General features: G+C 68.1%; 13 protein-coding genes and 1 tRNA gene. 4 read left to right on the top strand and 10 right to left on the bottom strand.

The features are described 5' to 3' along the window. The first annotated feature begins 9 nt into the window (after nt 1–9). Nucleotides 10–144 (top strand): hypothetical protein, encoded by a 135-nt coding sequence (locus Q0579_RS10700; protein WP_298812005.1) that lies wholly within the window; start codon nt 10–12, stop codon nt 142–144. A 45-nt stretch (nt 145–189) separates the two neighbouring features. Here Q0579_RS10700 and Q0579_RS10695 read toward each other — a convergent pair whose 3' ends face one another. Beyond that, nucleotides 190–900 (bottom strand): energy transducer TonB, encoded by a 711-nt coding sequence (locus Q0579_RS10695; RefSeq protein WP_298812004.1) that lies wholly within the window; start codon nt 898–900, stop codon nt 190–192. A gap of 92 nt (nt 901–992) precedes the next feature. Here Q0579_RS10695 and Q0579_RS10690 point away from each other — a divergent pair, with 92 nt between their 5' ends. Beyond that, entirely contained in the window at nt 993–1,847 is an 855-nt protein-coding gene (locus Q0579_RS10690; protein WP_298812002.1) for an oxidoreductase, read from the top strand. A gap of 3 nt (nt 1,848–1,850) precedes the next feature. Here the strand turns inward: Q0579_RS10690 and Q0579_RS10685 are convergent, their stop codons facing one another. The 6 genes from Q0579_RS10685 to secE form a co-directional block, all read right to left on the bottom strand. Then, nucleotides 1,851–3,020, bottom strand: a complete 1,170-nt coding sequence (locus Q0579_RS10685; protein WP_298812000.1) for an alpha-hydroxy-acid oxidizing protein — start codon at nt 3,018–3,020, stop codon at nt 1,851–1,853. Between the two features lie 125 nt (nt 3,021–3,145). Continuing rightward, the gene (locus tag Q0579_RS10680; RefSeq protein WP_298811999.1) at nt 3,146–4,447 is read right to left on the bottom strand and encodes an outer membrane protein transport protein; all 1,302 of its coding nucleotides are present in this window, start codon (nt 4,445–4,447) and stop codon (nt 3,146–3,148) included. A 410-nt stretch (nt 4,448–4,857) separates the two neighbouring features. Continuing rightward, nucleotides 4,858–5,550, bottom strand: a complete 693-nt coding sequence (gene rplA / locus Q0579_RS10675) for a 50S ribosomal protein L1 (RefSeq protein ID WP_298811998.1) — start codon at nt 5,548–5,550, stop codon at nt 4,858–4,860. 4 nt (nt 5,551–5,554) lie between these two features. Beyond that, entirely contained in the window at nt 5,555–5,986 is a 432-nt protein-coding gene (gene rplK, locus Q0579_RS10670) for a 50S ribosomal protein L11 (RefSeq protein ID WP_093005825.1), read from the bottom strand. Nucleotides 5,987–6,204: 218 nt separating this feature from the next. Beyond that, entirely contained in the window at nt 6,205–6,741 is a 537-nt protein-coding gene (gene nusG / locus Q0579_RS10665; protein WP_019516099.1) for a transcription termination/antitermination protein NusG, read from the bottom strand. A 20-nt stretch (nt 6,742–6,761) separates the two neighbouring features. Further along, a complete protein-coding gene (gene secE / locus Q0579_RS10660) occupies nt 6,762–6,959 on the bottom strand; it encodes a preprotein translocase subunit SecE (RefSeq protein ID WP_219768405.1) in 198 nt (65 codons plus the stop codon). Between the two features lie 222 nt (nt 6,960–7,181). Between secE and Q0579_RS10655 the strand changes: the two genes are divergently transcribed. Both Q0579_RS10655 and Q0579_RS10650 read left to right on the top strand, forming a co-directional pair. Further along, on the top strand, nt 7,182–7,592 hold the full coding sequence (locus Q0579_RS10655; RefSeq protein ID WP_298811993.1) for a thioesterase family protein: 411 nt from the start codon (nt 7,182–7,184) through the stop codon (nt 7,590–7,592). Between the two features lie 76 nt (nt 7,593–7,668). Next, nucleotides 7,669–7,923, top strand: a complete 255-nt coding sequence (locus tag Q0579_RS10650; RefSeq protein WP_298811991.1) for a hypothetical protein — start codon at nt 7,669–7,671, stop codon at nt 7,921–7,923. Nucleotides 7,924–7,949: 26 nt separating this feature from the next. Here Q0579_RS10650 and Q0579_RS10645 read toward each other — a convergent pair. From Q0579_RS10645 to Q0579_RS10635, 3 genes are all read right to left on the bottom strand, one after another. Beyond that, a tRNA-Trp gene (locus tag Q0579_RS10645) sits at nt 7,950–8,026 on the bottom strand. Nucleotides 8,027–8,083: 57 nt separating this feature from the next. After that, the gene (locus Q0579_RS10640) at nt 8,084–10,402 is read right to left on the bottom strand and encodes a GGDEF and EAL domain-containing protein (RefSeq protein ID WP_298812459.1); all 2,319 of its coding nucleotides are present in this window, start codon (nt 10,400–10,402) and stop codon (nt 8,084–8,086) included. Between the two features lie 112 nt (nt 10,403–10,514). Next, on the bottom strand, nt 10,515–12,254 hold the full coding sequence (locus Q0579_RS10635) for a fatty acyl-AMP ligase (RefSeq protein WP_298811989.1): 1,740 nt from the start codon (nt 12,252–12,254) through the stop codon (nt 10,515–10,517). Nucleotides 12,255–12,477: the final 223 nt, after the last annotated feature.

The following is a 12,477-nucleotide window of genomic DNA, read 5'->3' as shown; positions in this document are numbered from 1 at the left end:
GGACGCCACATGACTACCATCAAGCAAGTCGGACATACGGGTGGCATCGCCGCTGCCGCACTCGGCCTGTCCGCCGCCGCCATCATCTTCGCGCAGGCAACCGCCTCCGCGATGGTGTCGCTGGGTGAATTGCTGATCCGATGAAGCAGGCCGGCCGGGGTACGCGTCGCCGCGTCCACCCGGCCCACCTCAGTTCTGCTCGATCCACCAGCGCTGCTGCCAGCCACGCCGTTCGCTGATCGCGGTACCGTTCGGGTCGCGCGCGGGTGCGTAGCGGAAGCGCGCCTCGATCAGGCGGCAGGTGGTGGCGTCTAGGGCCGCGTTCCCGCTCGATCGTGCCACGAAGCAGCCGTGCACGCTACCATCCGCGTCTACGACGAAACTGGCCGTTACGCTGCCGCTGATGCCTGCCTTTCGCTCTTCCTTCGGATAGTCGCGCGGGCTGATCGCGCCCGACACGAGCCGCGCCCGCGTACCGCCGCCGCCACCGCTACCGTTTCCGCGCGACCCCCTACCTGAGCCCGTGCCGGTCGAACCGGCTCCCGTACCGGCGCCGAGCGCCGCGGTTCCGCCAGCGAGCGCCGCGCCGTCGTCGGCGATCAGCGGAGCGACCGTGACGGGCAGCGGCGGCGCGATGACCGGCAGCGGTGCGACCACGGCGCTGCGCGTCGCGGTCACACCCGCCCGCCCGCTGGCGGCCGCCGGACGTGGGTCGCGCTGCTTGGGCGGGGACGGGAGCGGTGCTGGCGAGGGTGGCACGACGTCAAACGTGGTCAGCGACGCGCTCGGCACGGGAAGCGCGCACGGAGGGCGCGCGTGCAGCACCAGCAACAGGATCGCGGCATGAAGCGCGATCACGCCGCCGGCACTGATCGCTCGTTCACGCCCGCTCGCCGCCATGACGCTCCATAACGCAGGCGGACGCCGGAACGTAGCCGGCCGCGTGCCGTTGGCGCTCGCATCTCCACGTTTGCCGAACCCGAGGATTTCCCATGCCGCTCCCCGCCGACCCCGTCTGGCTGATCACCGGCTGCTCCACCGGCTTCGGGCGCGCGCTGGCCAAACGCGTGCTCGCGCGCGGCTGGCGCGTCATAGCCACGGCACGCGGCAAGGATCGGATCGCTGACCTGATCGCGCTCGCACCCGAGCGTGCGCTCGCGATCGATCTCGACGTGACCGACGCGGCGCAGGTGCGCGCGGCCGTGGCCTCCGCGACCGAACGGTTCGCGCGCGTCGACGTGCTCGTCAACAATGCGGGCTACGGTTACCAGTCGAGCGTCGAGGAGGGCGATGAGGCAGAGATCCGCGCGCAGTTCGACGCCAACGTGTTCGGCCTGTTCGCGATGACGCGCGCGATGCTGCCGGGCATGCGCGCGCGGCGCAGCGGCGCGATCGTCAACGTCACCTCGGTGGCGGGGCTCGTCGGCTTCCCGGCATCCGGCTATTATGCCGCGTCGAAGCATGCGGTGGAGGGTTTTTCCGACGCGCTCGCCGCCGAAGTCGCGCCGCTCGGCATCTCGGTCACCTGCATCGAGCCGGGGCCGTTCCGCACCGACTGGGCGGGGCGCTCGCTCAAGCAGACCGCGAGCCGGATCGCCGATTACGGCGACACGGCTGCCGCACGGATGGCGCAGACCAGCGGTTATTCGGGGCAGCAGCCCGGTGACCCGGTCCGCGCCGCCGAGGCGATGATCGACGCGGTCGCGCGCGACCACCCGCCGCGCCACTTCGTGCTCGGCAAGTTCGGCATCGACGCGGTCACCGGTCGGCTGCGCGCGCGGCTGGACGAGATCGAGGCGCAGCGCGCGGCGAGCCTCGCGACCGACTTCCCCGCAGGCGAGGGCTGAGCCCTAACGATCGGTCCGCGTCGCCCCGGCGGCGCGAACCGCCTCGATCGACGGCCACCCGTTGACCGCCATAAGCAGGTCTGCTTCCGCCAGGATCGACCGCAGCACGTGCGCGCAACCGTCCGCACCGCCCAGCGCGAGGCCATAGCTGTACGGCCGCCCGACACCGACCAGATCGGCGCCGAGCGCGACCGCCTTGATCACGTCGGTGCCCGAACGGATGCCGCTGTCGAACAGCACGGGTACGCGCCCTGCCACCGCCTCCGCGACCGGCGCGAGCATGTCGATCGCCGCGATCCCGCCGTTCGCCTGCCGCCCGCCGTGATTCGACACGTAGATGCCCTCCGCGCCCATATCGATCGCGCGGCGCGCGTCGTCGGGGTGGCAGATGCCCTTCAGCACGATCGGCAGCGCGGTGAGCGACTTCAGCCACGCCATGTCGTCCCACGTCAGCACCTTGCCGAAGGTCGCACCCCAAGTCCCGATCGCGGTGCGCAGGTCCTCCTCAGGCGGTTTGGCGAGCAGGCGGCGGAAGGCGGGATCGCTGAAGTAATTCTGCAGCACATGGCCGCGCAGTTGCGGGAAGTTCGACACGTTCAGGTCGCGCGGGCGCCAGCCGGTCACCCAGGTATCGAGCGTGACGACGATCGCCTTGTACCCCGCGGCCTCCGCGCGTGAGACGAGGCTGGCGGCCACGTCCTTGTCGCGCGGGGTGTAGAGCTGGAACATCGCCGGCGTCTGGCCGCACGCGGCGTTGACGTCCTCCAGCGTGTCGTTCGACAGCGTGGAGGCGGTCAGCGGCACGCCGGTCGCCGCACTCGCGTGGCCCGCGGCGAGGTCGCCGTGCCCGTCCTGCGTGCAGATGCCGGTCACCCCGATCGGCGCCATGAACACGGGCGAGGCGAGCCGCATCCCGAACGCCTCCACCGACAGGTCGCGCTGCGTGCAGTCGACCATCATGCGCGGCACCATGCCCCAGTGGCGGAACGCGCGCGCATTCTCGTCCTGCGTCCACTCGTCGCCGCAGCCGCCCTGCACGTAGTTGAGGACGGACGGCGGCATCGCCGCCTCCGCGCGCGCCTTCAGCGTCGCATAATCGACCGGCCAGGTCGGCTGCACGCCCGACAGGCCGGCATAGTAGATCGCGTTCTGGAAATCGCCGAAATGCGCCATGCGCGCCTCTCCCATCATGTCGGGCGAGCATGACGGGCGCGGGATGGCTTGTCGAGGCGCCAGGGCAGGGCGCCGATCGGGCGAGCAGGAGGCAGGCATTGGCGCCCGCCTCCCGCCCGATTGCGTCAGAAGGTGAAACGCCCGCCGAGCGACAGGACGACCGCGTGCGCGTCCTCCAGGCGGCCGTTGGTCACGATCGGCGTCTGCGCCGCGGTGCCGGCATAAGCGGCGGTGACGCGGTCGATCGTCTCGTCCTTGAAGTCGACGTAATTGGCCGCGGCGTCGATGCCGAAGCGGGGGGATAGCTGGAAGGACAGGCCGCCGCCGTAGTTCCAGCGGTTCGCGTCGGGCACCCGCGGGTCGCGCTCGCCGTCGCGCGTCGGCGTGATCGCACGCTGGACGCCCGCGCGCAGCGTCAGCTTGGGCGACACGGCATAGTCGAGGCCACCGGCGTAGCTCCAGCTGTTGCGGTAGTTCTCGGGGATGGCGGTGTTGAGCGGAGCGCCCAGCCGAATCGCGTCGAACTTGTTCCAGGTGTAGCGCACCACCTGCGCGTTGAGCGTCAGCGCCGATCCGGCACGCTGGCGCAGGCCCAGGATGATCTGCGCCGGCGTGTAGAAGCGCGCCTTGACCCCCGAGAGATCGGCATTCGCGCCCGCGAGCGGCCCGACCAGCCCGCTGATCGTCAGGTTGCCCTTCAACGTATGCTTGATCGCCGACTTGTAGCTGAAGCCGACCGTGGTGTGCTCGTTATGCATCTGGAACCCGGCGCTCCAGCCGAGGTCCCAGCCATCGCCTTCCAGCTTCTGGCTGCCGTCGGGCAGCGAGGCGAGCACGTTGGGCAGCGCGTTGCTGAGGCTCGCGTCGGTATATTCGACGTTGGCCGCGCCGCCGATGCGCAGCCAGTCGGTCACCGCGACCGCGATGCCGGGCTGGATGTCGATCGTCAGCAGGTGGGTGCGGTCGGCGCCGTAACGTGCCCAGCTCTCCGTCTCGTAATTGGTGGTGAAGCTGTACGGCGAGGTGACCGCGAGGCCGAGCGCGACGCGGTCGTTCAGCGGCAAGGCGAACGCACCCGAGGGTAGTACGCCGTTGTTGATCGGATCGCGCGACACCGCGTTGCCGCCGACGGGCGCGAACGGCTGGCCGGGACGGCGGATCACGGTGCCGTTGTCGACCACCTTGCCCTTGGGCAGGATCGCCGCCGCGCTGACCGCTGCCTCCGCGTCCGTGCTGCCGGCGATCGCCGCCGGGTTCCACCACAAGGAGGCGGCGTCGGTATCGGCGACCTCACCGGAGAAAGCACGCCCGGCGCCGCGCGCCGACTGCTCCTGAAGATAGAAGGCCTGCGCGTGCGCGGCACTTGCGAAGCCGGCGGACAGGGCGAGCGCCGTTACGGCGGCGGAAACACGATAACGCGAGAACATGCGCGCTGACACTCCAAGGATGTGCGGCGCGACCGCGTCGCTGCCGGGGCGCGTCGGCTAGCGAAGAAAGGTCAGTGTTACAAACCCTTTCCGCGTGCGAGCGTGGCGCTTGAGGTCTGTCGTCGTACGATCGTCGGCGCATTGTGGCGCGCGGACCACAGGGGGGGGCTTTCGATGTGTATTGTCGTCACCCCTGACTTGATCCGGGGTCCCGCTTCTTCGCGTGCGCGGAAAGCTAGCGGGATCCCGGCTCAAGGCCGGGGTGACGGGGAGTGGAGGAAGGCCGCGTGAGGGGTGAGCCGCCGCTGCTATAGTCAGTCCGAGCGCCGTGCCGGCATACACACCTACGAAAAAGGGGCCGGAAGCATGTGCCTCCGACCCCTCGGTCCGTTCAGCGATGCCACCGGCGCTTACGCGCCCGCGATCTCCGCCACGTCGACCTTGATCCCCGGACCCATCGACGAGCTCACGGCGACCTTCTTGACGTACTTGCCCTTTGCGCCCGACGGCTTCGCGCGCACGACCGCCTCGACCAGCGCGTCGAAGTTGCGGCGCAGGTCTTCCTGCGCGAACGACGCCTTGCCGATACCCGAGTGGATGATGCCGGCCTTTTCGACGCGGTACTCGACCTGACCGCCCTTGGCTGCCTTGACGGCTTCCGCGACGTTCATGGTGACGGTGCCCAGCTTCGGGTTCGGCATCAGACCCTTGGGACCCAGCACCTTACCCAGGCGACCGACGATGCCCATCATGTCGGGAGTCGCGATGCAGCGATCGAACTCGATCTTGCCGCCCTGGATCTCTTCCATCAGGTCCTCGGCACCGACGACATCCGCACCAGCGGCGCGTGCCTCGTCGGCCTTGGGACCGCGCGCGAACACGCCGACGCGCACCGTCTTGCCGGTGCCGGCGGGCAGGGTCACGACGCCGCGAACCATCTGATCGGCGTGACGCGGGTCGACGCCGAGGTTCAGCGCGACCTCGATCGTCTCGTCAAACTTCGAGGTGGCGTTGGTCTTCGCCAGACCGATCGCCTCATCAACGCCGTGCAGCTTCTCCGCGTCGATCGTCCAGGTCTTCTGCTTCTTGGTCAGCTTGCTCACGTGCTCAGCCCTCCACCACTTCGAGGCCCATCGCGCGGGCCGAGCCTTCGATGATCTTCGTCGCCGCCTCGATGTCGTTGGCGTTCAGATCCTTCATCTTGGTCTGCGCGACCTCGACCAGCGCCGAGCGCTTGATCTTTCCGGCCGACACCTTGCCCGGCTCCTTCGAGCCCGACTTGAGGTTCGCCGCCTTCTTGATCAGGAAGGTCGCTGGCGGCGTCTTCGTGACGAACGAGAACGAGCGGTCGGCGTAGACGGTGATGACGGTGGGGAGGGGCGAGCCCTTCTCCATGTCGCCGGTCTGCGCGTTGAACGCCTTGCAGAATTCCATGATATTAACGCCGCGCTGACCCAGCGCCGGACCGATCGGCGGCGACGGGTTCGCGGAGCCCGCGGGCACCTGCAGCTTGATATAACCTGTGATCTTTTTCGCCATGTCACTCTCTTCAGTTTAGCGGTGCTAGCGGCGCCTGAAAGGTGCCTCCCGCGGCTTGTCACTGGCCGGCTGGGCCGACCGGGTGATTTCTTTTTGGCCTCCCAGATGTGGGAAGCCGACACGGGAGTAAATCCCGTGTCGTCAGTCCTCGGCGGCGCCGAGGCTGGCCGGCGCTGGTCGTCTCGCGATTAGCTGCGCTACTCGCGTGCGACCGACGCTTACTTGCTGCGCTCGACCTGATCGAACTCCAGCTCGACCGGCGTGGATCGACCAAAGATCGACACCGACACCTTGACGCGGCTGCGGTCGAAATCGAGTTCCTCGACCGTGCCGTTGAAGCTCGCGAACGGGCCTTCCAGCACCTTGACCGCGTCGCCGATCTCGTAGTCGACCTTGACCTTCTGCTTCGGCGCGGCGGCTGCTTCCTCCTTGGAGTTGAGCATGCGCGCGGCCTCTGCCTCGGAAATCGCCTGCGGCTTGCCCGACGAACCCAGGAAACCGGTCACCTTGGGCGTGTTGCGCACCAGGTGGTAGACGTCGTCGGTCATCGCCAGCTTGGCGAGCACGTAGCCCGGCATGAACTTGCGCTCCACCGCGATCTTCTTGCCGCGGCGCGCCTCGGTCACGGTCTCGGTCGGGACCTCGATCTGCTCGACGAGTTGCTCCAGGCCGAGGCGCTGCGCCTCCGCCATGATCGAATCGCGTACCTTGCCCTCGAAACCCGAGTAAGCGTGGATGATGTACCAGCGTGACATCGTGTTGTGTGTTCCGCCCTTTACTTGGCCAGGCTCAGCAGCGCTTTGACGATCGCGTTGAACACTGAATCGACCGCGAGGAAGAACAGCGCCAGCACCGTTGTCATGATGACGACCATCACGCCGGTCATCACCGTCTCGCGACCAGTCGGCCACACCACCTTCGCGGTTTCGGCGCGAACCTGGTTGATGAATTCGATCGGGGTCGTCTTCGCCACGCGTGTTGAACCTTCGATATCGCCCGGCATGAGCTTTCCACCGCTGCCTTGCTGGAAGGTAGCGGTGGAGGCCGTCCGTGCTGTCGGATGTGTGCGGGACTTAGCGAGAAGGCAGGGCAAACACAAGGGTGAGCATCATGGCGCGTCGCCCAAGAAAGCCTGTGGCGTGCGCAACCGGGTTTGCGTTGGCCATCGCCTGCGGCGCGGCGTATACCGGTTCCCGTGACCAGCGCGGCCCTTCATCGCTTCCCCATCGGCGTCGATCCTACCGACATCGACTTCATGGGCCACGTCAACAATGCCAGCTACCTGAAATGGGTGCAGGACGCGGTGATCGACCATTGGCGCGCGCTCGCGCCGGCCGAGGCGGTGGCGCAGCACCTGTGGGTCGCGCTGAAACACGAGATCACCTATCGCAAGCCGACCTTCCTCGGCGACGACGTGGTCGCGACCGTGCTGCTGGAAAAGGTGCAGGGCGCGCGCGCCTTCTACGAGACGGTGATCCGCCGCGGTGAGGACGTGCTCGCCGAAGTGAAGTCGAGCTGGTGCTGCCTCGACGCCGAAACGCTGCGCCCCGCGCGGCTGGCGCGCGAGATCGTCCAGCACTTCTTCCCCTCCGACACCAAGGGCTGAGCTGCGGGGATCGGGCACGTTCGCGCGCGACGAACGTTTCGGCCGCAGATCGATCACGATCCGCAGGAGCCCGCTTATGCACATCATCCGCTTGCCCGCCGGCGAACTCGCGCCGCGTGAGGCCGATTGCATCACGATCGAGCAACGTGACGACGGCCGGTTCGTCCTGAACGGGACCGCGCTGATGGCGTGCGGCGATACCGAGGAAGCGGAGTCGATCTCGATGATCGGCAGCGAACCCTATGCCAGCTACGACGATGCCGAGGCCGCCGGGCTCGCCTGGGCGTCCGATCACTGCGCGGGCGAGGTCTACGTCAGCTCGCTTGGCTGACCGGCGCGCATGAATGTCGTGAAGGATGGCAGGGGAGCTCGGACTCGAACCGAGGGCCTTCGGTTTTGGAGACCGACGCTCTAACCAACTGAGCTACACCCCTGTGCGGCTGCGGCTATTGTCGCAACCGGCGGGTTGCGTCAACCACCTTGTCGCGTGATCAGGCGGCGCGCGCGTTGCCCAGCACGCGGGCGATCAAGGCGCGTGTTTCCTCGACCGGCAGCGGTCGTCCGAAGTAATAACCTTGGATGTTGGTACAGCCGAGTTCGCGCACCAGCGCCAGTTCCGTCTCGGTTTCGACGCCTTCCGCCGTTGTCATCATCCCCAGGCTGCGCGCGAGCGCGACCACCGCGCGGATGATCGCGAGCGGTTCGGGCACGCCTTGCGCCGCGGACACCACAAAGCCGCGGTCGATCTTGATCGACGAGAAACGCGTGCGGCTGAGATAGCCGAGCGACGAATAGCCCGTGCCGAAATCATCGAGGCTCAGGCGGACGCCGAGGTCGAGCACCTGTTCGAGCACGCGGGTCGCGCCCGTCCCCTCGCGCATGAAGACGCCTTCGGTTACCTCCAGCTCCAGCCGCTGCGCGGGCAGACGGCTCTGCGCCAGGGCGGAGGCGATCACCGTAACAAAATTGGGATTGGTCAATTGCTCGGGCGAGACGTTGACCGCGACGCGCAGGTCACCGGGCCAGCGCGCCGCCTCCTCACACGCGGTTCGCGCGACCCACTCGCCGATCGGCGCGATCAGCCGCGTTTCCCCGGCGATTCCGACGAACTTGTTCGGTCCGATCGGCCCCAAGCGTGGATGGTTCCAGCGCAGCAGGGCCTCGAACCCGCGCAGGTTGCCGCTGCTCGCATCAACCACGGGCTGATAATGGAGCGCCAATTGCCCGCTCTCCAGCGCCTGGCGCAGCTCCAGCTCAAGCACGCGCCGCTCCTCCGCGTCGGCGTGGAGCTGCGGCTCGTAAGCGTGGAAGACGCCGCCGCCGCGGTCCTTGGATCGGTAAAGGGCGAGATCGGCCGAGCGGATCAGCGTCTCCGCGGTACGCCCGTCGCGCGGACTGGTCGCCACGCCGACCGAAGCGCCGATCAGCAGCGTGTGCTGGTCGACCTCGTAGGGGCGCGACAGGGTATCGATGATCGTGCGCGCCAGCCGCTCGACGCGCTGCGGGTCGGACGCGTCACGCACCACCACCGCGAATTCGTCGCCGCCCAACCGCCCGATCAGTTCGTTGTCGCTCATCAACTGGCTCAGCCGCTCCGATACGCGGCCGAGCAGCCGGTCGCCGATCGGGTGGCCGAGCGTGTCGTTGACCGCCTTGAAGCGATCCAGGTCGATCATCATGAACGCGCAGCGCGAGCGCCAGCGTTCCGCGTCGGTCAGAGCGCGTGACAAGGCTTCATTGACGTGCAGCCGGTTAGGCAGCCCGGTCAACGTGTCGAACCGCGCCATGCGGTTGATCTTGTCGGCGGAGGCCCGCTGCTCCGTCACGTCGGAGGCGACGCCGCGAAAACCGATGAACGCGCCGTTCGCGTCGAAGCGCGGGCGTGCCGCGATTTCCCACCAGCGCTCCTCGCCGCCCAGTATGATGGGCAAGGCGAGATCACGAAAACTCTCGCGCTGCTTGAGCTTCTCGGCGAGCTGGCGCAGTCCCGCGGAGAAATTGCCCGCTTCCCACGTCGGTCCGGCCAGGACCTGGAGGAACGGCAGCCCGGTCATCGCCGCCGCGTCGAGGCGGCAGGCATCGGCGAACCGCTCGCTCGCACGGACGATCCGGCGCGCGGCGTCAATCTCCCACAGCCAGTCGGCGCCGGTCTCACCGAACTCACGCAGCAACAGGCTGACGGTTTCGTCGCGCTCGTCGAGCGCCGCGTCGGTGAGGTGACGCGCAACCAGCGCGCGCGCGAGCACGAACGTCAGCCAGCAGAGCAGCCCGCCCAGAATCGATGCGGAGAACGCGGCGACATGGACCTGCGCGGCGACAAGCGCGGCGACGATCGCCGCCACGACCACCACGACGAAGACGAGGGCCGCCAGCAGCACGGGCGCGAGCGTCAATGCCGTCGCCAGCAACAGCGCCGACAGCGTGATCCACAGCCCCGGCGAGGGCGGGGGCATGTGCTCGACCGCGAAAAGAACGAGCGGTGCGGACCAGGCGAGCGCCAAGCCGAGGCTGTCCCACGTCGCATTCAGGATTTGGCGGCGAGTCGCTCCGACGCTCGACGGATCCACGACGCGCAGCCTGCGGATGGTCGCGGTCACTGCCGCCACGACGACCGCGCCAGTCCAGAGGTCGATCTGCCAGCGTCCCGCGGTCGAGACGAGCGACGGTAACGCGAGTGCCACCGCGATGAGCTGCGCCGCCAGAAGGAGCAAGGCACGCTGCCGCACCACGATGAGCTGCGCGGCGCGGATCTGCGCCCATGTCTGATGATCGCCGTCGTCCCTGGTCCCGAGCAGGGCGCCGAGCGAAATCGACGGCAGAGGGGAGGGCAGGCGGGGCGTCACCCCGTCGGGTTACGCGGTTCGGGTTGATTAAAGGTTTAGGGGCCGCGCCTTTGTCACGCCGCGTCCCCTTCGGCTCGGGTCAGGCGGCGATGTCGTAGGGCTTGATCTCGCCGGCGAGATACAGGTTGCGCGCCTTGGCACGGCTGAGCTTGCCCGAGCTGGTACGCGGCAGCGTACGCGGCGGGATCAGCTCGACGACGCAGTTCATGCCGGTCACCGAACGCACGCGGTCGCGGATCTCGTCGCGGAGCCGCGTCCGCTCGCTGTCGTCCGAGCTGCGGCATTGCACCAGCACCGCGGGCGTTTCCTCGCCACCCGGCGTGGTGATCGCAAAGGCGGCGATGTCGCCGGCCTTGAACCCGGGCAGCTGTTCCACCGCCCATTCAATGTCTTGCGGCCAATGGTTGCGACCATTGATGATGATCATGTCCTTGGCGCGGCCGACGATGTAGATGTAGCCGTCCGACATGTACGCCATGTCGCCGGTGTCGAGCCAACCGTCCACCAGGCAGGCATCGGTCGCCGGCTGATCGCGGAAATAGCCGACCATCACCGATGGGCCGCGGCACCACAATTTGCCGATCGCGCCATCGGGCAGCGGTGTTCCGTCCTCCTCGCGGACCGCGACCTCCATGTCGCGCACCGGCTTGCCGCAATTGACGATCGCGCGGTAGCGTTGCGGCCGGTCCTCGCCGTGGCTCATGCCCGACAGCTCGGTTTCCTCGACCAGCTCGACGCGAATGCCCTCGCCCGGCGGCATCAGCGACACCGCCAGCGTCGCCTCGGCCAGACCGTAGCTCGGCAAAAAGGCACTAGCCTTGAACCCGGCGCTGGCGAACGCGTCGACGAACGCCTGCATCACGTCGGGGCGAATCATGTCGGCGCCGTTGCCCGCGACCCGCCAGCGCGACAGATCGAAGCGATCTGACGCCTTGGTCTGGCTCGAGATGCGGCGCGCGCAGATGTCGTAGCCGAACGTCGGCGAATAAGACAGCGTCGTACCCTCGTTGCGGCTGATCAGGTCGAGCCACGACAGCGGCCGACGCGCGAAATCCTCGGTCTTCAGGTAATCGGTCGACACCTGGTTGGCGATCGGCGACAGGAAACAGCCGACCAGTCCCATGTCGTGATACCACGGCAGCCACGACACGCAGCGATCGGTGTCGCCGATCTCCATCCCGTGCGCGTGCGCGGCCAGATTGCTCAGCAGCGCGCGGTGCGTGATCGCGACGCCGTGCGGGAACCGCGTCGAGCCGCTCGAATATTGCAGGTAGCAGATATCGTCCGCCTGCGCGGTCGGCAGTGCGACCGCGTCGGCGGGACGCGCGAGCAGCTCGCTCCAGTCGACGCCCACCACACCCTCGGCTTCCGCCGCCGCGCCCGCCATCTGGTCGAGCTCGCCCGGGTAGATCAGCATGCGTGGATCGCAGCTCGATAGCTGGTTGCGCAATTGGTCGATGTACGAGTCGCGGCCGCCGAACGAGGTCGGCAGCGGCAGCGGCACCGGCCACGCGCCCGCGAGCACCGCACCGAAGAACAATTGCGCGAACTCCGCGCTGGTCTCGGCGACCATCGCGACGCGGTCGCCCGGTACGATGCCGGCGGCGATCAACCGGTGGGCCGCCGCCTGCGCGTCGTCGCGCAATTGCGCATAAGGATAGACCCGCACCAAGCTGGCGCGCGCGTCGTGGAAGTTCAGCCCGCGCGTGCCTTGCGCCGCATAATCGAGCGCTTCGCCCAGCGTACCGAAATCGGAGAACCGGCGCGGCAACGCGTCAACGGTCGAAGTCGGCTGAAGCGGGGCGGAGTCACTGGTCATTCACGTCGGTCCTGTCGCGGCGCGGTGCGCACGTGCATGGATCATGGGCGGCATCAAACGGGCGGCAAAACCCGAACGTTCAAAATCCACCTGCACTGTGGCACAATCAAGGCGTGACCGGTTCATGGAAGCCACGATCGCCCAAGGGGGCAAGCTCCGGCCGCGCCGACGCGGGCGAGGGGCGAGCCCGCTCGACGGAGCGGCGCGAGCGGCGCGAGCGGCG

The organism is uncultured Sphingomonas sp., from assembly GCF_936927845.1.
Lineage (GTDB): Bacteria > Pseudomonadota > Alphaproteobacteria > Sphingomonadales > Sphingomonadaceae > Sphingomonas.
Note: the sequence above shows the minus strand (reverse complement) of the source record. Positions and strands in the feature narration are given on the sequence as shown.

What these genes read in the sequence shown, in the direction of transcription:
- Q0579_RS10700 (WP_298812005.1), top strand. Translation starts at nt 10, where the DNA reads ATGACTACCATCAAGCAAGTCGGACATACGGGTGGCATCGCCGCTGCC.
- Q0579_RS10695 (WP_298812004.1), bottom strand. Translation starts at nt 900, where the DNA reads ATGGCGGCGAGCGGGCGTGAACGAGCGATCAGTGCCGGCGGCGTGATC.
- Q0579_RS10690 (WP_298812002.1), top strand. Translation starts at nt 993, where the DNA reads ATGCCGCTCCCCGCCGACCCCGTCTGGCTGATCACCGGCTGCTCCACC.
- Q0579_RS10685 (WP_298812000.1), bottom strand. Translation starts at nt 3,020, where the DNA reads ATGGCGCATTTCGGCGATTTCCAGAACGCGATCTACTATGCCGGCCTG.
- Q0579_RS10680 (WP_298811999.1), bottom strand. Translation starts at nt 4,447, where the DNA reads ATGTTCTCGCGTTATCGTGTTTCCGCCGCCGTAACGGCGCTCGCCCTG.
- rplK (WP_093005825.1), bottom strand. Translation starts at nt 5,986, where the DNA reads ATGGCGAAAAAGATCACAGGTTATATCAAGCTGCAGGTGCCCGCGGGC.
- nusG (WP_019516099.1), bottom strand. Translation starts at nt 6,741, where the DNA reads ATGTCACGCTGGTACATCATCCACGCTTACTCGGGTTTCGAGGGCAAG.
- Q0579_RS10650 (WP_298811991.1), top strand. Translation starts at nt 7,669, where the DNA reads ATGCACATCATCCGCTTGCCCGCCGGCGAACTCGCGCCGCGTGAGGCC.
- Q0579_RS10635 (WP_298811989.1), bottom strand. Translation starts at nt 12,254, where the DNA reads ATGACCAGTGACTCCGCCCCGCTTCAGCCGACTTCGACCGTTGACGCG.